The organism is Halomonas sp. Mc5H-6 (genome assembly GCF_024124705.1).
GTDB classification, from domain to species: Bacteria; Pseudomonadota; Gammaproteobacteria; order Pseudomonadales; family Halomonadaceae; genus Vreelandella; species Vreelandella subterranea.
Genome location: NZ_JAMXSI010000007.1, coordinates 175,869 through 194,655, shown reverse-complemented (window position 1 = coordinate 194,655; position 18,787 = coordinate 175,869). Strand labels below are relative to the sequence as shown.

Here is an 18,787-nt window from a genome sequence, read left to right as displayed (position 1 = left end):
AGGAGAAATATGATGAGTTTGAATCCGAGAGATATCGTGGTGGTCGACGCCGTACGTACCGCCATGGCAAAAGCCAAAAATGGCGCTTTCCGCAACGTCCGGGCTGAAAATTTGTCCGCGGCTGCCATGCAGGCCTTGTTCCAGCGCAACGCCAATCTGGATGCCACAGAAGTCGATGACGTGATTTGGGGATGTGTTAACCAGACGCTTGAACAGTCGATGAACATTGCCCGTAACGCGGCCATCATGACGGGTATTCCGCGCTCTGTACCGGCGCAGACCGTCAACCGGCTATGTGGCTCTTCCATGAGCGCGCTGCATATCGCCTCGGCCAATATCAAGGCCGGTATGGGGGATTTCTACATCATCGGCGGCGTCGAGCACATGGAACATGTGCCCATGACTCATGGCGTTGACGTCAACCCCGCGGCCAGCAAGCACGCCGCCAAAGCCGCCATGATGATGGGGCTGACTGCTGAGCTGCTGGGCAAGATGCACGGCGTTTCCCGCGAGGACCAGGACAAGTTTGGCGTACGCTCCCACCAGCGTGCCCAGGCGGCGATGGAAAAAGGCTACTTTGACAACGAAATCATCGGCGTCGAAGGCCACGACCAGCAAGGCTTCAAGGTGATGGTCAAAAATGACGAAGTGATTCGTCCTGATGCCAGCCTGGAATCGATGGCTAACCTCAAGCCGGTGTTTGACCCCCGCAACGGTACCGTGACGGCAGGTACCTCTTCGGCGCTGTCGGTGGGCGCTTCCGCCATGGCGGTGATGAGCTACGAGCGCGCCCAAGCCCTGGGGCTAGAGCCGATTGCCAAGGTGCTTTCTACCGGCGTGGCAGGGTGTGATGCGTCCATCATGGGTTATGGGCCGGTGCCTGCCTCCAAGAAGGCGCTGAAAGCCGCTGGGCTTTCCGCTGCGGATATTCAGACCGTCGAGCTCAACGAGGCCTTTGCCGCCCAGGGCATTCCCGTGCTGAAAGACCTGGGTTTCCTGGATGCCATGGACGAGAAGGTGAATCTGCACGGCGGCGCCATCGCGCTGGGTCACCCGCTGGGCTGCTCGGGATCGCGTATCTGCACAACGCTGCTTAACGTGATGAAGCAGCGCGACACTACCCTGGGACTGGCCACGATGTGTATCGGCATGGGGCAGGGCGTCGCCACCGTGTTTGAGCGGCTTAAGTAATCAGGTTCGAAAAAGGCAGTAGAAAAGTGAGTAAAAACGGCACCTCATGAGGTGCCGTTTTTTTTACTTACAAAATCGTCTTCAAAAAGGCACTATTCAGATTGAAACGCCGTCCGGTGAAAATCCGCTGCAGCCTGAACCTCCGCCATGCCGCAGGTATCGGGGACAGGCACGGTGTTACCTGCCAGCACGGAGAGAACGGCTCTTGTACCGTTGGCCAGCGCCTCCAGGTTATATCCCCCCTCCAGTACGAAGACCAGGCGGCCATCGCAGTGTTGCTCAGCCAACTGTTGTAGAAAGCCGGTTAGTGCGCCAAACCCGTCGTAGGAAACATTGAGGGCTAAGTCGTGCCAGTGCGGATCAAACCCGGCGGAGACGAGAATAATATCCGGTTTAAACCACGCAGCCGCCGGTGCCAGAATGTCGCGGAACGCCTTGAGGAAGGCCTCGTCGCCGGCGCCGGCAGGCAGTGGAACATTGATGGTGGTGCCTTCGCCGAGGCCGGCACCAACCTCTTCCAGGTGGCCTGAACCAGGGTAAAAAGGCGCGGCGCGGTGTATGTCGAAAAACATGACATCGGGCTCGGCCCAAAAAATATCCTGGGTGCCATTCCCGTGGTGAGCATCCCAATCAACGATCAGCACGCGTTCACAGCCCAGGACACTGCGGGCATGAGCCGCTGCGATGGCAACATTATTGAACAGGCAGAAACCGCGGGCGCGAACCGGTTCGGCATGGTGTCCTGGCGGGCGAACAAGGGCAAAGGCGGTTTTAGCGCGTTTTTCCACCACCGCTTCAACGGCGGCAATCGCGGTACCTGCTGCCACTTCCGCGGCGTCGATGCTACCTGGTGAGACCGCCGTGGTGTCCACGTCCAGCCAGGCATTTTTACCGCGTAAACTAATGATATCGGTCAAATAAGAGGTCGTATGCACCCGCGCCAACTGCTCATGGGTGGCCGCTTTGCCCCCTTCAAACGTCAGGCCTTCAATAGGGGCTTTTGTAAGAAGATGCTGTATGGCTTTCAAGCGGCCGGGGTGTTCAGGGTATTTCCATGGCACCGGCAGGCCAGCCAGCAGGTGACGAATGCGTTTATCGATCCGGTCATGTAAAAAGTCGGCCTCGATATTGGGTTCGTGGGCAAGGACGCGATCATCATAGAAGGCGATAACGTTTTGCATGGTCATATACCTGAGTTAGGGCGCGTTCAGTACAGACGTGTCACTTTTGGTACCCCAAGCGCTAAAGAGATTGCTTACAGTAAGGCAGGCTTGGCGACGTTATACAATGCCATTATCCAGGCTGAACGCTAAATAGAGCCCCAACTCCTCGACCTGGGCGGCAAAATCCTCCTGCCATCTTCCCTGCAGGATGAGGGGTGGCTGTACCCACCGCCAGCGCAGGCCGGAAACGATGCTTTCCACCGCTCGTCGTGTGCCGGTCCCGTCAAGCCCGGCACGAATGTACAGGGCACAAGGCAGGCCCTGTTTTTCCTCTATGACGCCGTAGTAGCTGCGATCGAAAAAATCCTTGAGCGCACCGCTCATGTAACCCAGGTTTTCCGTAGTGCCAAGCAGGATGCCATCGCAGGCCAGTACATCGTCAGGACCAGCCTCGAAAGGGGTCTTGACCACGCAGCGCACGTTTTCAAGGTCGGTGTGTGTCGCACCACGATAAGCTGCATCGCTGAGCGCCTGGGTGTTCGATGAAGGAGTATGGGAAACGATGAGTAGCTGTTTCATGAGGTAACCTGTGGGGATGAGGTTTGCGCCGTTGCAGCAACATGCCACACTAACTATCCACCTGTTCCAAGAGCCTATATGCCCACGAATGCCATGATCAACGTTTATTACGATGCGATCTGCCCTGGCTGCCGTAAGGATCGACGGCGCTTTGAGCGCTGGGCAGGCAAGCGCGCCAAGGATATTGACTGGCTCGATGTGACCGAGCATCAGCAACTCTTGCGCGACAAGGGGATAGCGCCGGAAGCTGCCTTGCGCTCGCTGCATATCGAGCTTAGTGACGGGCGCATGATTGAGGGTATTGATGCCTATCGGTTACTCATGCAGCGGATACCGTTATTTTATCCCGCGGCATGGTTGATCGGCTTGCCTGGCATCAAGCAGGCGTTGCGCCGTTACTACGATCACTGGGTGGAGAAACGCTTGAAGCGTGAAGGTCGCTGGCCGCCCCAGTAAAGGGCTTGTCACCTGATGACATTGACAACGCTGCGCTTTTCGACAAGGCTTTTGGCACTTCTCACTGTAAGATCAAGGAGAGAAATATGGCGTTTGCTCTATCTTCAATGCAGGTAACCAGCACTGCCTTTGCGAATCATCAAGCGATTCCCGCAAAGCATAGTGCCGAGCAAGATGATGTATCCCCTGCACTGGCTTGGCAGGGCGCACCCGAAGGTACCAAGGGTTTCGCCGTTGTGTGTCACGACCCCGATGCGCCGCTGGTTAAAGACGGCACCTACGGGTTTGTTCATTGGGTGCTGTATAACCTGCCGGGCGACCTCAACGAGCTGAGTGAAAATACGGCGCTGGGCACTGCCGGTGCCAATGACTTCGGCAACCAAGGGTATGGTGGCCCCATGCCGCCAGAAGGCCATGGTACGCATTATTATTATTTTTGGGTGCTGGCGCTTGACCATCAAACGGCCTTGCCCGAAGGGCTGACACTCAACGAGTTGCTGCGTGAAATCGAGCCAAACCTGTTAGGCATGAACCGACTGGTCGGCACCTATCAGCGCGATTGACGCTGCCGCGGCAACAGGGGAACGTCATTTCCCCTCGTTCTCCGATGAAACCCGCGAAATCCTCGCGGGTTTTTTTCGCGTAGCCTTTCGCCCAGCAGCCTGATAGTTTCATTGAATGATAATGATTAGCTTTTTTGATGTTATCAGCGGCGAACGTGTCAGGAAATTGCGCTATTTGATAAGGAATTTGCAGAAGGGCTTCACATCAAATTTATACAGGACTAAAATGGTACTCAATTGAGTGGATAGGCCAAATGCAATGGCTAATGGGAGTCGACATGCTTAAGCTTTCCCGGCTGACAGACTATGCCGCCGTGGTCATGGCGCAGATTGCCCGTCAGTCACAGGCGTCACATGCGGCGGCAGATCTGGCCGATGCAGTGCAGCTGCCTCATCCGACGGTATGCAAAACGCTCAAAATGCTGGTGAAAGCAGGACTTCTTGAGTCACAGCGCGGTGCCCAGGGCGGCTACCGGCTTGCCCGGCCTGCCTCCCAGATTTCGGCGGCAGACATTATCTCTGCCATTGAAGGCCCTGTGGCAATGACCGAGTGTAGCCAGGCGGAAGGTGACTGCGAGCTCGTGGCCACCTGTGGTGTTGCGGATAACTGGCAGCGCGTATCGCTCGCCATTCGCACGCTGCTTGAAAGCGTGACGCTTGCGCATTTGGCCGATACCACACCGATCAAGCTACCCGTACAGCTACCAATTCAAAGCATAAGTCTATCGGCAGCTACCGCATGATCAGCATGACCGATACAGGCACCTATCTCTTATTGACGGCGAGCTAACCTCGCCACCCAACTGCCCGGAGGGTATGACCATGGCAACCGAAGAAATGGAACAGTTGGTTCGTCGCGATTACAAAGAAGGCTTTGTAACAGATATCGAAAGCGACACCCTGCCACCTGGCCTGGACGAAAACACCATCGCCTTTATCTCCAAAAAGAAAGGCGAGCCGGAGTGGATGCTGGAGTGGCGCTTGGAGGCGTTCCACAAGTGGCAGGAAATGAAAGAGCCGTCCTGGGCGCACCTGAATTATCCGCCGATTGACTATCAGGCAATTTCCTATTTCAGTGCACCGAAGCGTCCCGAAGATCGTCCCCAGAGCCTCGATGAAGTCGACCCCAAGCTACTGGAAACCTACGAGAAACTGGGCATTCCGCTGCACGAGCGGGCGGCGCTTGCCGGTGTCGCGGTAGATGCCGTGTTTGACTCGGTATCGGTCGCTACCACTTTCAAGGAGCAACTGGCAGAAGCCGGGGTGATCTTCTGTTCGATCTCTGAGGCGATTCGCGATTACCCGGAACTGGTTAAACAGTACCTGGGAACCGTGGTGCCACAAAACGACAACTATTTCGCGGCGTTGAACTCCGCCGTGTTTACAGACGGGTCCTTTGTCTTCGTGCCGGAAGGCGTGACCTGCCCGATGGAGCTGTCGACCTACTTCCGTATCAATGCGGCCAACACCGGTCAGTTCGAACGTACGCTGATCATCTGCGAAAGCCGGGCTCAGGTTTCCTATCTGGAGGGCTGTACCGCGCCAATGCGCGATGAAAACCAGCTGCACGCGGCAGTGGTAGAGCTTGTTGCATTGGACGATGCCTATATCAAGTATTCCACGGTCCAGAACTGGTACCCCGGCGATGAAGATGGTAAGGGCGGCATTTACAACTTCGTTACCAAGCGTGGCGAGTGCCGCGGCGCGCGTTCGCGGATCAGCTGGACACAGGTGGAAACCGGGTCAGCCATCACCTGGAAGTACCCCTCCTGCGTACTACGCGGTAAAGACAGTATCGGCGAGTTCTATTCTGTCGCCGTGACTAATGGACGCCAGCAGGCCGATACGGGCACCAAGATGATCCACATCGGGGAGGGCACCCGCTCCTATATCGTCGCCAAGGGTATTTCTGCCGGTAAGAGCGACCAGTCCTACCGGGGTCTGGTGAAAATCGGCCCGCGCGCCAAAGGAGCCCGTAACTTTACCCAGTGCGACTCGCTGCTGATAGGTGACAAGTCAGGTGCGCATACCTTCCCGTACCAGGAAATAGGTAACAGCACGGCCAAGATTGAACACGAAGCGACCACGTCCAAAATTGGTGAAGACCAGCTGTTCTACTGCCAGAGCCGGGGGATCACCGAGGAAGACGCGGTCAGCATGATCGTTAACGGCTTCTGCAAGGACGTGTTCCAGGAATTGCCGATGGAGTTCGCGGTCGAGGCCGAAGCGCTCCTGAACGTGACACTGGAAGGCGCGGTAGGCTAAGCGCGCCACGGTACCAGACAACTTTTATGAGCGTCGCGTAAGCGATCTGTAAGCATTTGAAGGGTTTTTACTATGTTGGAAGTTAAAGATTTACACGTCACCGTCGAAGGCAGCGAGATTCTCAAAGGCCTCAGTCTGACAATCAACGAGGGTGAAGTGCATGCGCTGATGGGCCCTAACGGCGCGGGTAAATCCACGCTGTCGGCGGTAATTGCGGGCAAGGATGGCTACGAGGTCACCCAGGGCAGCATTACCTTCAAGGGTCAGGACGTGCTGGAAATGGAAATCGAAGAGCGTGCCCAGGCAGGCCTGCTATTGGGTTTCCAGTACCCGGTCGAAATTCCCGGGGTGAAAAATATCTACCTGCTCAAAGCCGCCCTCAACGCCCAGCGTGCCGCGCGTGGTGAAGACGAGTTGCCAGCTCCTGAGTTCATGAAGCTGGTGAAAGAGAAGCTTGGCCTGATGAAGATGGATGCCAGCTTTTTGCAGCGTGCGGTCAACGAAGGCTTTTCTGGCGGCGAGAAGAAGCGCAACGAAATTCTGCAAATGCTGGTGCTGCAACCCAAGCTCGCCATGCTTGACGAGATTGACTCGGGGCTTGATATCGACGCCATGAAAGTCGTTGCCGACGGGGTCAACAGCCTGCGCGCCCAAGACCGCGCGATTCTGCTGGTGACCCACTACCAGCGCCTGCTCGATTACATCGTCCCGGACAAGGTTCACGTTCTGGTCGACGGGCGCATTGTCAAAACCGGCGATGCAGAGCTTGCCAAAGAGCTGGAAGCCAACGGGTACGAAGGCATTGAGGAGTCTGCGGCATGAGCGATACGCAAACGTTTTTGGACACGCTGAACGCGCGTAGCCAACAGCGCGACGCTGAGCCGACCTGGATCGCGGCTCGCCGTCAGGCTGGCGCGGCACGCTTCGAGGCCGTTGGTTTTCCCACGCGCCGTGATGAAGAGTGGAAATACACCGATGTTCGCACTATTGCCCAGGGCAATTTTGCCCTGGCGGAAAGTGCCGAGTTCTCCCAGGCTCAGGCCGCCGCATTGACGCTGCCCCTGGATGCCTACCGGCTGACGTTTGTCGACGGTGTGTTTTCATCAGCGCTTTCTGATCTGGACGCATTGCCCGATAGCGTTCAGGTGCTGCCGCTGTCCAAGGCATTGACCGACAACCATGAAGCTGTTGGCGGGCCGCTGGGTCGCCTGACAAGCGTTGATTTTTCCGCCTTTGCGGCACTCAATACGGCGTTTATGGAAGAAGGTGCCGTGGTGCGCATCGCACCAGGGACGGTGGTTGAAAAGCCAATCCTGCTACAGTTCCTTTCCCGTGCCGGTACGCCAGTGATGAGTCATCCGCGTATTCTGGTAGAGGCGGGCGGACGCAGCGAAGCGACGCTGATTGAGCACTATGCCGGCGAAACCGATGCCACAAATTTCACCAACGTGGTGGCTGAGTTGATGCTGGACCGTGGTGCGATTCTGAACCATTACAAGCTTCAGGAAGCCCCGCTGGGTGACATGCACGTGGCCAGTATCCACGTAGAGCAAAGTCGCGATACCCGGTACAGTTCCTACAACCTGAATCTGGGCGGTGCGCTGGTGCGTAACGACCTGATCAGTGATTTGAACGGCCAGGGTGCTGAAACCAATTTCCTCGGGCTGTTCTTTGGCCAGGGTCGCCAGCACGTCGATAACCACACCAAGGTCAACCACAATGCGCCGCTGACGTTCTCCAACGAGAACTACAAGGGCATCCTGGATGACCGTGCCCATGGCGTGTTTAACGGCAAGGTGTATGTCAAGCGCGACAGCCAGAAGATAGAAGGCTTCCAGAGCAATCAGAACCTGCTGCTCTCCGATCGCGCGCACATCGATGCCAAGCCCGAGCTTGAAATCTATGCGGACGACGTCAAGTGCTCCCACGGCACGACCACCGGCCAGCTCGATGAAGAAGCCATCTACGCATTGCGTACCCGGGGAATCGACGAAGCGACCGCTCGCGGTTTGCTGACACTGGCGTTTGCCGGTGAAGTGCTGGATCAGGTGGCGCTGGATGCCGTGGCAGAGCGCGTGGAACTTGCCGTCGCCGGTAAATTGCCAGAGCGCTTTAACCTCGCCGGGTTGGTAGAAGCAGCGGTTTCGCTCAACGACTAATCAAGGAGCTATCGATGCCCCATACCGTGATTGAGACGCCCTTGGAGCAAGACAGCGCACGCTACGACCTGACCGCACTACGCCGGGAATTCCCGGTGCTGGAACGCGAGGTTAACGGCAAGCCGCTGATCTACCTGGACAATGCGGCGACCAGCCAGACGCCGCAGCCAGTGATAGACGTATTCAGCGATTACTATTCGCGCTATAACGCCAACATTCACCGTGGGCTGCACACTCTGGCGGATGAGGCCACCGCGGCGTTCGAGGGTACGCGTCAGCGGGTGAAAGGGTTTCTCAATGCGGAAGACGCGCGTCAGATTATCTTTACCCGGGGCACCACCGAGGCGATTAACCTGGTGGCGCAAAGCTGGGGGCGCACCCAACTGCATCCTGGCGATGAGGTATTGATCTCGATGCTGGAGCACCATTCCAACATCGTGCCCTGGCAACTGCTGGCAGCCGAGCGCGGGTTTACCATCAAGGTCATTCCCGTGGACGCAAATGGCGCGCTGGATATGAACGCCTATCGGGAACTGTTGAGCGAGCGTACCAAGCTGGTCGCAGTCAATCACGTGTCCAATGCGTTAGGTACGATCAATCCCGTTAAAGAGATGACGTCGCTGGCGCATCAGTTTGGCGCCTTGACCCTTGTTGATGGCGCCCAGGCCGCGCCGCATCAACGGGTTGACGTGCAGGACATCGATGCTGATTTCTATGCCTTCTCGGGGCATAAGGTCTACGGGCCTACCGGCGTTGGTGTGCTGTATGGCAAAAAAGCGCTGCTGGAAGCAATGCCTCCCTGGCAGGGTGGCGGTGAGATGATCGACACCGTTTCCTTTGACGCGGGCACTACCTTTGCTGCTATTCCGCACAAGTTCGAGGCGGGTACACCGGCAATTGCCGAAGTCATTGCCTTGGGTCGCGCCCTTGAGTGGATGGAAGGTGTCGGGGTCGAGGCGATCAGTGCCTGGGAAGGCGTATTGCTTGATCACGCCACCCAGGCGGTCAGCCAAGTGGACGGGCTGCGTATTCTGGGTACCGCACCGAACAAGGCAGGCGTGCTATCCTTCGTGGTTGACGGGGTACATGCCCAGGATATTGGCCTGTTGATCGACCAGTTGGGCGTGGCGATCCGTACGGGGCATCACTGTGCTCAACCGCTCCTGCATCACTTTGGGGTAGAAGCAACGTGTCGGGCCTCATTTGCTGCGTATAATACCCTTGAAGAGGTAGAAACCTTTGTAGCGGCGCTCAACCGCGTTATCGGAATGGTGCGCTAAGGGAGCTTATGGATATCGAGCAAGTAGCCAGTTTGCAGCGTGGGCAAAGCTTACCGCTTCAGCGCGATGTGGAAGCGATCGCGATACCGTTTGGCAGCACCGAGCAGTTGCCGGAAGATAGCGTCGTAAGCGTCATGCAGGCCAAGGGCAGTACGGTGAGTGTCGGCTTTGAGGGGCGGTTGTTCTTGATTGAAGGCAGCAACCTGGATGCGTTGGGGCTTCCTCCATTGCCGCGACCAACGCTGCACGAAGATGCCACGGAAGACGAAATCGAGCAGTTCGTCTGGGATCAACTGCGGACATGCTTTGACCCTGAGATACCTGTCAATATCGTCGACCTGGGGCTGGTTTACGGCTGCCGGATCGAGCGACTGATCAGCGGTGAACGGATGGTGACCATTCGTATGACGCTCACCGCCCCTGGTTGTGGCATGGGTGATGTGATTGCTGCCGACGCGCGTAACAAGATCCTTGGCGCGCCGCAGATCAGCAAGGTGCATACCGAGATTGTCTTCAGCCCGCCCTGGAGCCGTGACATGATGAGCGAAGAGGCGAAGCTTGAGCTGGGTATGTTTTAACGGCGGGACGGCGCGCTAAATGCGTATACCGCTGATCAGATGGATATCGCGTATGTTAATGTCGCTGGGAGCCTTGCTGCTTCTGGCGACATTGCTATTTGTAGGTGCCAATCTATGGATTCTGGGGCGAACAAGCGCTTATATCCATGAACAACTTCCCCAGTGTGTACCCACCGAGGTAGGGATCGTCTTTGGTACCTCGAACTGGACACGCAGCGGCATGCGCAATCCTCATTTCCATGCGCGAATGCGCACCGCCGCCCGGTTGGTTGACCATCAAAAAGTACAGCATCTGCTGCTGTCGGGCGATAATCGTACTCAGGCCTATAATGAACCCCGCGCCATGTGGCGAGACTTGACGCGCCGAGGCGTAGCCCCTGAGCAGCTGACAATGGACTTTGCCGGTTTCAGTACCTACGACACCCTGGCAAGAGCCCGCGACGTTTTTCAGCTGGACCAGGCGGTATTGATTACCCAGGACTGGCACTTGCCCAGGGCGATCTTCATCGCCCAGGCATTGGGCATGGAGGTAACTGGCTGTGTTGCTGAAGAGCGCGATGGAGCGGGTGGCTGGCACGTGCTGATGCGCGAGTGGGCAGCCAGGGTGGCCACGCTCGGTGATTTGTATATCTGGGGGCGCGAGCCTTACTTTCTAGGCCCGCCGGAGCCTATTCAAACCTTACCCGAGCGCACGAATTAGCGGCTTGTTTTGCGTTTTTGCAGCTCGTATAGCTCGCGAATCAACTGACGACAGCCCTTCATGCAATCTTCGATAACCGGCTCAATGGGGGCGGGTAGCGGATGAGTGAAGAGCGTTGACAACGCCTGCATCAAAACACGTTCCTGCTCCAGTAGCTCATTGATCAGCACCTGACTGTCGTTGCCGACAAAACTTTTCAGACGGCTCCAGAGCCATAAAAAGTCGTCTCGCTCAACGTCAGCATCTCGGGGTAGCATCTTCAGATGTGTCCGAGCCAGGTCTTGTAACTGGTGCATGGATTCTAGGCGTGCAGCGTAATGCGGCTTCAATGCTTCGCGCAGGGAAGGGCGCAGGCGTTCTATATTGTCCTGAAAATAATCAATGCTATCGGCCAGCGCTTCCAATGCGCTGTCCATCGCCACTTGGCGATTGTCGAGAAACATGAGCGTCTACCTCCTTCGGTGACGCAGATTGTGGCGGGGGCGCGCTAGATTTGCCACCCCCTTGACGAATTATTTTTGCACAGACCGGTTAGCCTTTCGGCTTGGGGGGTGCTTTACGCGCCGGCATGGCATTTTTTTCGATGTGCTCAATAATCATGCTGGCGATATCTTTGCCAGTGGCACTTTCGATGCCATGCAAGCCAGGCGAGGAGTTCACCTCCATGATCACCGGACCATGATTGGAACGCAGCAAATCGACACCCGCAACCCGCAGCCCCATGGCTTTGGCCGCACGGATGGCGGTGGAGCGCTCTTCAGGCGTAATCCGGATGACGCTGGCGGTGCCGCCGCGGTGAAGGTTCGAACGGAATTCACCGTCGGCCGCCTGACGCTTCATCGAGGCCACGACTTTATCACCGATCACGAAACAGCGGATATCGGCACCGCGTGCTTCCTTGATGTACTCCTGCACCATGATGTTGGCTTTCATGCCCATAAAGGCCTGAATAACCGATTCCGCCGCCTGATTGGTTTCAGCCAATACCACACCAATGCCCTGGGTGCCTTCCAGTAGCTTAATGACCAGCGGGGCACTCTTTACCATGGTGATCAGGTCGGGAATATCATCCGGTGAGTGGGCAAAGCCGGTAATGGGGAGCCCCAACCCTTTGCGTGACAGTAACTGGAGTGAGCGCAGCTTATCCCTGGAGCGCGTAATCGAGACATTATCGTTGATAACGTAGGTGCCCATCATTTCAAACTGACGGAGCACCGCGCAGCCATAAAAGGTGACGGATGAGCCAATCCGCGGGATGACCGCATCAAAAGGCTCGATTTCCTGCCCCTTGTAGTGAATCGACGGATGGTGAGAGGCAATGCTCATGTAGCAGCGCAGGGTGTCGACCACTCGCGCCGTGTGTCCACGACCTTCAGCCGCTTCCACCAGGCGGCGCGTGGAGTAGAGGTTGCGATTACGGGAAAGCAAAGCGATATGCATGCGAAACTCCAAGCCTAGTCGAAGGGGCGTAGTGAAAGAGGAAGTGGAAAACTAGCGTGGAATGTTAACAAACTTAGGGTTCGCCGTGTAAAAACGCAGCGCCCGGTGCCACCAGCAAACGGCGCATTGCACGGCGTCCCAATAGCATGGGGTGTCGCATATTGCTACGGTCCGCCAGGCTTAGCTCAACCGGAAAGTTAAGATCGCCCAGGCGCATTGGGGTGCGGATCACATACCGCCATTCAGTGTGTCCGTTCGAGCTGGTCACCCGTCGGCGATCATGTAAATGCACTTTCAATCGGTGAGCCGGTGTTTCAGGCCCGCCACTATGGGTAATAAAACTGACCCATAGCTGACCATCTTCGTCTTCATGGGTCTCGATCTCCTCGGCGTGTAGCGCAGAGGTACGTGCACCCGTGTCTGCTTTGCAGCACAGATGAAGTGCCAGATCCGGCAAATAGACCATTTCACGACGGCCAATAACCGCTTTGGCCTGGTAAGGGAGTTCTTTCAAAACCACTCCTTAGGAAGCCGATGATTAACGACATTGCGCTTTACTTTCATCGGGCGTTCCTCAGCATCATCAGTAATCAACCCTGGGATTATCCGCTATTGGCCGTCAGTTCAACCACGCGGGCGTGGATCCTTGAGCCTTCCGGTGCGTCACGCAGCGCCATCAGTAACGGCAGGCGTAGCCGGGGAATCAGCGCCAAGTCTTTTACCATCGCAATAAAATCGGTGCGTTCGTCATCAGCCAGACGCGACAGGAAAAGCGGTAGACGTTCGCCGTCTTCCAAATGTGACCAGCCCCTTCCTGCCATCGCTGCCAGTACGTCGGGCCCACTGGTGGTCTCGTCGCGGAGCAACTGAGCATACCAATGGCCTACTTCGTCGGTGTCCGTCGCTCCGACGGCCCGTACGCAGGCACATAGCATTTCCAGATCACCTGCAATGATGGCTTTTTCACCCCGCTGGCGCAATGCGGCGACCAGGCTGCTGGGCAAAGGCTGATGCTCCAGACAAAGGCAAAAGGCCTGAGCAACCTCTGTGGGCAAACGGGCGAACTGGGTGGCTAATCGCTCTGCCGTCTCTTCATCGAGGCGGACTACCACGTCGGCGATACCCTGTAACCCCAACTGTTGCCAGTCTAGCGCCTGTGGATCGCGGAGGTAAGCGTCGACGGGTTCAAAATACCGACTGGCAGGCAAGTCAAGCGCATGGGTTGCCCGGGCATTAAGCATCGCCTGAAAAGGGGCGCTCGGGGTAAAGGCGAGCGGGTTGTCCTTCATCAGGTTATCAACTCCCGAGCCGTGCCCCTGACCCAACTGCGAGACGTTGCGGCCGAGGGTTTCAAGCAGCCGGTTCAGAAACGCATCGCGCTGGGCGGGCACCAGGTGGCCTTCCTCGTCCAACGGCAGAGCCAGAAACCAGATCGCCGGTTCGGGCATATCACCCAGACGAAACACAATGGCCACGCGCGCCTGACCTTGCCAGGGTTCAGGCCATGGGCTTTGGGCATTTTCCAGCTGGCGCAGTGCATCAATGGGGCACGGGGTGACGCGCCGTCCCATATGATAAAGCGACACACTGGCTCCGCTGCGCTGAAAAAACTCGTCTAGGGTGCGAATTGGTTGCATAACGTCCTTTCCCATTGCAAGCCTGCACTCTACCTTGCGGATAGCAGCCTGTCAGCCGTAGGCACCCATAATATCACGCCTTTTTTACTGTCTGGTTAAAAATTAAACAGTCATCGCCAACCCGCATGGGAAACGCGGATGCGATACCTTTCCATAGCTTATCCACAGTCTCTTGCAGGTTTTCTGTGAATCTGTGAATAACGAAGATCCCGGTGGATGAGTGGCAACTCAGCCATAGAGTAGGGATAATGCTTGTTTAATTATCTGATTTAACATAGGTGGTTTATGGGTGCACATCGCGAGCTTCATACCGCGCTTCTTGACCTTGAAGCGACGCTAAAGGCCGCTGACCTATGGCGTATGCCAACCCCAGAAGCAGCGGCTTTTTCCAGCCAGCAGCCGTTCTGTGTCGATACAATGTCGCTGCTCCAGTGGCTGCGCTTTGTGTTTATCGCGCGCCTGGAGTCGCTGGCTGAAGCGGGTGGGCCGATGCCCGCCAAATGCGAGGTGGCGCCCGCCGTGGCGGCCTATTTGCAGCAGGAGCAAACACCTGCCCATCACCAGTTGCTCGTTGTGCGGGCTGTGGAGAGAGTGGATAAGGTCGTCACTGAAAACTGAAGGCCGTTGTAACAACAAAGCCCGCCGCAAGGCAGGCTTTGTGGATAACGCCTGAGAGGTTATTGGCTGTCAGCCTAGAAACGATAGCTGAGGCCACCCATGACCACGACAGGGTCGATCTCAACGGTACCGGCCGCTGCACCGTCAACGCTGGCATCGGTATCGATGTCGATGTACCAGGCCGCGGCGTTCAACGCCCAGTGGTCATCAATCAGCAGGTCGACGCCTACTTGCCCCGCTGCACCCCAGGAGTCATCCAGATCTAAATCGCCAATCGCGAGCTCTTCATCGGAGAAATGGGTGTAGTTAATACCCGCGCCGACATAAGGCTGTACCCGGGACTGTGTGCCGCCCAACGGGTAATACTGCATTGTCAGGGTTGGCGGCAAGTGCTTGGTTGAAGCGATATTACCGCCGTTCAGGTGGATATCGTGCTCGAACGGCAGCGCGGCCAATAGCTCCACGCCGACTTTATCGAGGAAGCGGTAGCCCAAGGTGAACGCAAAATCGGTTTCATCCTGTACATCCACGGCCAGCGCACCGTTGGCCAGTGAGCCGTTGTCGCTTTTAGGAGCGACTTTGGCAACACCCACGCGGGTAAAGAAATCACCCGCGCCGTAAGCGAATGCCTGGCTGCTGGTCATCAACGCAGAAGCGGCAACGGTGGATACAAGTAGGGTAGGCAGGGCGGCTTTACGCATGGGGGCACTCCTGATGTTAAAACAGACAGTTTCAAACGACTCGTTGCAACGCTGGACGGCTATTCGATAGCCGCTTAACGATGTGGCCAGTGTAACGAGATCCAGGGAGTGGATTATTGATCCAGGGCAAGGGTTGCTGGGTAGGTGCTATGCCCTAAAGAAGATGCCCCTCAGGCTGGCATAAAAATGCAAGCCACACCTCGCAACAAGCGCGTGATTGCGGGCGCCATGATAACGTATATGTACCTAAAGGCGTATATTAGTTGAGAATTGAATATGCAAGAGATGCGTCATGACCGGAATCACAGCAACTGAGGCGCGCAGCATTTGGCCACTAACAAGGAAAGGTCATGCGGTAGGGGGGACAATCCTGATCTGTGTTTGCTGAGCTCTGGAGGAGGATGGGTGGCATTGGCCCGACGTTCACCTTTTTTAAGAACTGATTGTCTACTTAAAGCCCTAAAACCGACTCCTCACCGAATAAGCCGACCATATATAAGCAGTGAAGATACAACCATTGCTCCACCGATAATCGTTAATAAGCTCAATGGTGCATCGTAGACAAGATAGTCTAATAAATATGTAATAACAGGCACCAAAAAAAACAGCGTTGAGACCTTGCTTGCTTTGTCCCCTTTCAGCATGTATACCAGCAAAAGCACGGCCCCCACTGAGACCACGACAATCATCCATAGCGCTGAAAAGATAAATTGTGGCGTTAGTTTTGCGTCAAAACCATAAAGTCCAACCCCAAAAGCGAAGATGGCAGAGGATAAGCAGTATTGAACCAGCACCGAACTCATTACATGAACGTTGGTATGCTTCTGTAGGATAGTACCAAACGTCATTGCCAACACGGATAAGCTGGCGAATATAAGTCCGGGTACCGTAACAACATCTACCGCACCGCCCCCTGTGACTGCAATCACCAGTCCGACAAATCCAAGAAGCAGCACCATATAGCCTTTGCCACCAATGCGTTCCAGCGCAAGCACAGGGGTGAGTAAAGGTTGGCATCCAAGTACAATAGCAAGCATGCCGGGCGACAGGTCGTGAGCGATAGAAGCAAAGAAGAACCCCTGATAGAGGACCTGCAAAAAAAGCCCCACGAATAAGAGCCGAATCCAGGTTGGCCTGGGCATTGAAAGCAAGCTCCGAATCTCGGCCGGAAGAAGCGTAGCCAGTAATATCGTCATCACCAGCAAGGCGCCAAGAGACCTGACTAGGAGGAAGGACAGTACAGAAGAGTCCTGTAAACCAGCTTTAACAAAAAGGGCACCACTGCTCCACATGGCTAGAAAGAGCAGTGGCGCCAAACGGGCAAGATTGAAACTGACCATAATGGAGTCACTCACCAACTGGCGATTGAAAAGCGCTCACCCAAATTTCGGTTCTCAATCAAATAGTGCTTAAGCGCTTTCGCCTTGGCTGCGACCTCTTCATCGTTTTTGCTCAATGCGGCATCAATTATCCAGTCATAGCATTCTGATACGGGTATATCGTAAGTGAAATGGAATTTTGATGCGGCAAATATTATATCTTTAAAGGTTTGTTTGTTTAACATCTTAGCGATGCTTGCCACAATTTCATTTTTTTCGATTGAACTGACTGTATTTCTTTTTACATAGGTCGGTTTGACACCTTCTTCGTACCTTGCTGATTCGTTGAAAATATCACGAGGATCAAAATCTCCCTGAAAAACAAAATCAAGGCAGATTGCCATACGGCTTTTGTTTGAAAAATTAATGGCAGCGTGATCTTTGGCCGCGTCAAGGAACCATACTTCTCCTTTGCGCATCTGGAACACACCGCCTTCATCAGAGTGGTAGGATTCAGGGTTATTTTCAAGCATCATAAAAACTCGAAAGTAGCGTTCAGTTTCACCGTCCATTTCAACAAAATCTCGATGCGGGATAACCATTCCGTCAATCAAGTTTCTAGCTCTAACCATAATTAGATTTTTAATAGAAAAATTATCTTCGATAATTTTATTTATCATTTGGCATTTTTTGAGGTGCGACGTCGGTATTGCTATTTCACAGTTTCGAAACTGTGTGTCATAGTCATGTCCTGATGCATTAAACAACGAGATGTTTTTCCAATACCCTTGTGCAAATTCATCATACTCTTCATGGATCTTGGGTAGATTGTTGAGGTATTCAATTTCGCTAGAAAGGTTGACTGCGTCAAGGTCGATTTTTGCCACAATAAAAGACATAGCTTATACTCCACTTGAAAGTTTGGAAGATTGTTTTTAACCCTAGCTGTCAAAGTGGGAAAATCCCAGCGAATAATGTTGATAGGTGGGTATCAATATTTTAGATATGGTGACTGCCCTATTCTTATGGGATCTTAATCCATAGAATAACTAAAATACCTTTTATAAAGCATGGTGGGCATGGGGAGAGCAGAGGTTGAAGCAGAGTATGGGGCACTGAGTGCCAGACAAGATCTTTTTAAGAAAGTGTTTGGGAATACTTGAAACCGCAGGTGCTGCACTTATTATTACTTGAATTCAGGACTAGGAGTGCCAAATGGATCTAGACATCGATTGCTTACGCACCTTCATCGCCGTGTCTGAGCTGAGCAGCTTCACCAAAGCTGCCGTACGCCGTCATCGTGTACAGTCTGCAATCAGCTGGCAGATAAGGAAGCTGGAGCTACAGTTAGGAACGCCGCTTTTCACAAGGCATAGCGGCGGTGTGTCACTCACAAAAGCTGGCAAGCAGTTACTCAAGCGGGCTAAAGAAATTCTCGAAATAAACGAGCTGGCGCTAAATGAATTGTCTGGTGTCAGCGACGACCAAAAGGTGACAATCGGAACCAGCGATGTATTCTTGGCAAGTTTCATACCGGACTTGCTTAGAGCGTGCTGTGACTCTCATCCAGGAATAAGTATAGAAGTTGTCTCTGGATATAGTGATGAGATTTGGCGTGCTTATTCGACAGGCGAGGTTGATATTGCACTTACTCAGAATTGCCCTGAGTCTATTTCAAGCAGGCTGTTGTTGACCACACCGATGGTATGGATAGCACCAAATGCCCAATTTTCTTGGCAAGAGAAGAGGTTGAGGATTGCCTGCTTTACTGATGGTTGCTCCGACCGATCCATGATCCTCAATGCCCTCGATAGCAACGGGTTAGATTATGAGATTGTCTTTTCGTCATCAAACCTTGCTGGTGTTTTATCAGCAGTAGCAAATAATCTCGCTATATCGGCGATCCCACATGTTGCGGTAACTGATGATGTCTACAAACTGGAAAACAATAATTTTTTACCGAACCTAGGAAGTATTGATATCTCTGTATCAGCTAACTGTACAAATCCAGATAGTCCGGTGAGAATGGTAGAAGAAATGATTGTTGGTTTTTTTGAATATAAAAACAATATAAGTAAATCAGTGGTTAAGGCATGTTAACGCTCCTTCTTCTATCATTTTAAAAGTTCTTAAGCCGA

At 54.5% G+C, this 18,787-nt stretch carries 21 protein-coding genes; 12 read left to right on the top strand and 9 right to left on the bottom strand.

Going from position 1 to position 18,787, the window contains the following annotated elements; genetic code table 11:
* Window positions 1-9 precede the first annotated feature (9 nt).
* Window positions 10-1,191, top strand: coding sequence for an acetyl-CoA C-acyltransferase FadA (gene fadA / locus NH395_RS12050; RefSeq protein WP_366065771.1), 1,182 nt, complete (start codon window positions 10-12; stop codon window positions 1,189-1,191).
* Window positions 1,192-1,283: 92 nt separating this feature from the next.
* Here fadA and NH395_RS12045 read toward each other — a convergent pair whose 3' ends face one another.
* The gene (locus tag NH395_RS12045) at window positions 1,284-2,372 is read right to left on the bottom strand and encodes a histone deacetylase (protein ID WP_253025088.1); all 1,089 of its coding nucleotides are present in this window, start codon (window positions 2,370-2,372) and stop codon (window positions 1,284-1,286) included.
* Between the two features lie 99 nt (window positions 2,373-2,471).
* Window positions 2,472-2,933, bottom strand: coding sequence for a flavodoxin family protein (locus NH395_RS12040; protein WP_253025086.1), 462 nt, complete (start codon window positions 2,931-2,933; stop codon window positions 2,472-2,474).
* A 78-nt stretch (window positions 2,934-3,011) separates the two neighbouring features.
* Between NH395_RS12040 and NH395_RS12035 the strand changes: the two genes are divergently transcribed.
* The 9 genes from NH395_RS12035 (at window position 3,012) to NH395_RS11995 (ending at window position 10,934) form a co-directional block, all read left to right on the top strand.
* Entirely contained in the window at window positions 3,012-3,389 is a 378-nt protein-coding gene (locus NH395_RS12035; protein WP_253025084.1) for a DCC1-like thiol-disulfide oxidoreductase family protein, read from the top strand.
* Window positions 3,390-3,475: 86 nt separating this feature from the next.
* Window positions 3,476-3,952 (top strand): YbhB/YbcL family Raf kinase inhibitor-like protein, encoded by a 477-nt coding sequence (locus NH395_RS12030; RefSeq protein WP_253025082.1) that lies wholly within the window; start codon window positions 3,476-3,478, stop codon window positions 3,950-3,952.
* Window positions 3,953-4,230: 278 nt separating this feature from the next.
* Window positions 4,231-4,695, top strand: coding sequence for an SUF system Fe-S cluster assembly regulator (locus NH395_RS12025; protein ID WP_253025080.1), 465 nt, complete (start codon window positions 4,231-4,233; stop codon window positions 4,693-4,695).
* Between the two features lie 79 nt (window positions 4,696-4,774).
* On the top strand, window positions 4,775-6,217 hold the full coding sequence (gene sufB, locus NH395_RS12020; protein ID WP_253025078.1) for a Fe-S cluster assembly protein SufB: 1,443 nt from the start codon (window positions 4,775-4,777) through the stop codon (window positions 6,215-6,217).
* Between the two features lie 72 nt (window positions 6,218-6,289).
* Window positions 6,290-7,039 (top strand): Fe-S cluster assembly ATPase SufC, encoded by a 750-nt coding sequence (gene sufC, locus NH395_RS12015; RefSeq protein WP_066317385.1) that lies wholly within the window; start codon window positions 6,290-6,292, stop codon window positions 7,037-7,039.
* The gene (sufD, locus tag NH395_RS12010; protein ID WP_253025076.1) at window positions 7,036-8,376 is read left to right on the top strand and encodes a Fe-S cluster assembly protein SufD; all 1,341 of its coding nucleotides are present in this window, start codon (window positions 7,036-7,038) and stop codon (window positions 8,374-8,376) included. Before sufC ends, sufD begins: the two co-directional genes overlap by 4 nt.
* Window positions 8,377-8,390: 14 nt before the next feature.
* Window positions 8,391-9,656, top strand: a complete 1,266-nt coding sequence (locus NH395_RS12005; RefSeq protein ID WP_253025074.1) for a cysteine desulfurase — start codon at window positions 8,391-8,393, stop codon at window positions 9,654-9,656.
* A gap of 8 nt (window positions 9,657-9,664) precedes the next feature.
* Window positions 9,665-10,234 carry a putative Fe-S cluster assembly protein SufT gene (gene sufT, locus NH395_RS12000; protein WP_066317380.1) on the top strand — a complete coding sequence of 190 codons (570 nt, stop codon included), beginning with the start codon at window positions 9,665-9,667 and terminating at the stop codon, window positions 10,232-10,234.
* A 19-nt stretch (window positions 10,235-10,253) separates the two neighbouring features.
* Window positions 10,254-10,934 carry an ElyC/SanA/YdcF family protein gene (locus tag NH395_RS11995; protein ID WP_066317378.1) on the top strand — a complete coding sequence of 227 codons (681 nt, stop codon included), beginning with the start codon at window positions 10,254-10,256 and terminating at the stop codon, window positions 10,932-10,934.
* Here NH395_RS11995 and NH395_RS11990 read toward each other — a convergent pair.
* The 4 genes from NH395_RS11990 to NH395_RS11975 form a co-directional block, all read right to left on the bottom strand.
* Entirely contained in the window at window positions 10,931-11,377 is a 447-nt protein-coding gene (locus tag NH395_RS11990) for a hypothetical protein (protein ID WP_066317376.1), read from the bottom strand. The two genes, NH395_RS11995 and NH395_RS11990, sit on opposite strands and share 4 nt — an antisense overlap.
* Window positions 11,378-11,465: 88 nt before the next feature.
* The gene (gene rimK, locus NH395_RS11985; protein WP_085919913.1) at window positions 11,466-12,374 is read right to left on the bottom strand and encodes a 30S ribosomal protein S6--L-glutamate ligase; all 909 of its coding nucleotides are present in this window, start codon (window positions 12,372-12,374) and stop codon (window positions 11,466-11,468) included.
* 73 nt (window positions 12,375-12,447) lie between these two features.
* On the bottom strand, window positions 12,448-12,888 hold the full coding sequence (locus NH395_RS11980) for a RimK/LysX family protein (protein ID WP_085919912.1): 441 nt from the start codon (window positions 12,886-12,888) through the stop codon (window positions 12,448-12,450).
* Between the two features lie 88 nt (window positions 12,889-12,976).
* Window positions 12,977-14,011, bottom strand: coding sequence for a DUF3549 family protein (locus NH395_RS11975; protein WP_253025072.1), 1,035 nt, complete (start codon window positions 14,009-14,011; stop codon window positions 12,977-12,979).
* 285 nt (window positions 14,012-14,296) lie between these two features.
* Here NH395_RS11975 and NH395_RS11970 point away from each other — a divergent pair, with 285 nt between their 5' ends.
* A complete protein-coding gene (locus tag NH395_RS11970; RefSeq protein ID WP_066317359.1) occupies window positions 14,297-14,629 on the top strand; it encodes a YqcC family protein in 333 nt (110 codons plus the stop codon).
* 74 nt (window positions 14,630-14,703) lie between these two features.
* Here NH395_RS11970 and NH395_RS11965 read toward each other — a convergent pair whose 3' ends face one another.
* The 3 genes from NH395_RS11965 to NH395_RS11955 all read right to left on the bottom strand — a co-directional run bounded on the left by NH395_RS11965 (window position 14,704) and on the right by NH395_RS11955 (window position 17,548).
* A complete protein-coding gene (locus NH395_RS11965) occupies window positions 14,704-15,330 on the bottom strand; it encodes an OmpW family outer membrane protein (protein ID WP_066317356.1) in 627 nt (208 codons plus the stop codon).
* Window positions 15,331-15,803: 473 nt separating this feature from the next.
* Window positions 15,804-16,670 carry a DMT family transporter gene (locus NH395_RS11960; protein WP_066317355.1) on the bottom strand — a complete coding sequence of 289 codons (867 nt, stop codon included), beginning with the start codon at window positions 16,668-16,670 and terminating at the stop codon, window positions 15,804-15,806.
* Between the two features lie 11 nt (window positions 16,671-16,681).
* Entirely contained in the window at window positions 16,682-17,548 is an 867-nt protein-coding gene (locus NH395_RS11955; RefSeq protein ID WP_199285110.1) for an aspartyl/asparaginyl beta-hydroxylase domain-containing protein, read from the bottom strand.
* Window positions 17,549-17,864: 316 nt separating this feature from the next.
* On the opposite strand from NH395_RS11955, the gene NH395_RS11950 reads away from it, so the two are divergent.
* On the top strand, window positions 17,865-18,749 hold the full coding sequence (locus NH395_RS11950) for a LysR family transcriptional regulator (RefSeq protein ID WP_066317353.1): 885 nt from the start codon (window positions 17,865-17,867) through the stop codon (window positions 18,747-18,749).
* Window positions 18,750-18,787 lie beyond the last annotated feature (38 nt).

Coding starts and splice junctions, on each gene's coding strand:
- NH395_RS12035 (WP_253025084.1), top strand. CDS start 3,012: ATGCCCACGAATGCCATGATCAACGTTTATTACGATGCGATCTGCCCT.
- NH395_RS11975 (WP_253025072.1), bottom strand. CDS start 14,011: ATGCAACCAATTCGCACCCTAGACGAGTTTTTTCAGCGCAGCGGAGCC.
- NH395_RS12040 (WP_253025086.1), bottom strand. CDS start 2,933: ATGAAACAGCTACTCATCGTTTCCCATACTCCTTCATCGAACACCCAG.
- NH395_RS11970 (WP_066317359.1), top strand. CDS start 14,297: ATGGGTGCACATCGCGAGCTTCATACCGCGCTTCTTGACCTTGAAGCG.
- sufT (WP_066317380.1), top strand. CDS start 9,665: ATGGATATCGAGCAAGTAGCCAGTTTGCAGCGTGGGCAAAGCTTACCG.
- NH395_RS11990 (WP_066317376.1), bottom strand. CDS start 11,377: ATGTTTCTCGACAATCGCCAAGTGGCGATGGACAGCGCATTGGAAGCG.
- NH395_RS12030 (WP_253025082.1), top strand. CDS start 3,476: ATGGCGTTTGCTCTATCTTCAATGCAGGTAACCAGCACTGCCTTTGCG.
- NH395_RS11965 (WP_066317356.1), bottom strand. CDS start 15,330: ATGCGTAAAGCCGCCCTGCCTACCCTACTTGTATCCACCGTTGCCGCT.
- fadA (WP_366065771.1), top strand. CDS start 10: ATGATGAGTTTGAATCCGAGAGATATCGTGGTGGTCGACGCCGTACGT.
- NH395_RS12005 (WP_253025074.1), top strand. CDS start 8,391: ATGCCCCATACCGTGATTGAGACGCCCTTGGAGCAAGACAGCGCACGC.
- sufB (WP_253025078.1), top strand. CDS start 4,775: ATGGCAACCGAAGAAATGGAACAGTTGGTTCGTCGCGATTACAAAGAA.
- NH395_RS12025 (WP_253025080.1), top strand. CDS start 4,231: ATGCTTAAGCTTTCCCGGCTGACAGACTATGCCGCCGTGGTCATGGCG.
- NH395_RS12045 (WP_253025088.1), bottom strand. CDS start 2,372: ATGCAAAACGTTATCGCCTTCTATGATGATCGCGTCCTTGCCCACGAA.
- NH395_RS11995 (WP_066317378.1), top strand. CDS start 10,254: ATGCGTATACCGCTGATCAGATGGATATCGCGTATGTTAATGTCGCTG.
- sufD (WP_253025076.1), top strand. CDS start 7,036: ATGAGCGATACGCAAACGTTTTTGGACACGCTGAACGCGCGTAGCCAA.
- NH395_RS11955 (WP_199285110.1), bottom strand. CDS start 17,548: ATGTCTTTTATTGTGGCAAAAATCGACCTTGACGCAGTCAACCTTTCT.
- rimK (WP_085919913.1), bottom strand. CDS start 12,374: ATGCATATCGCTTTGCTTTCCCGTAATCGCAACCTCTACTCCACGCGC.
- sufC (WP_066317385.1), top strand. CDS start 6,290: ATGTTGGAAGTTAAAGATTTACACGTCACCGTCGAAGGCAGCGAGATT.
- NH395_RS11950 (WP_066317353.1), top strand. CDS start 17,865: ATGGATCTAGACATCGATTGCTTACGCACCTTCATCGCCGTGTCTGAG.
- NH395_RS11960 (WP_066317355.1), bottom strand. CDS start 16,670: ATGGTCAGTTTCAATCTTGCCCGTTTGGCGCCACTGCTCTTTCTAGCC.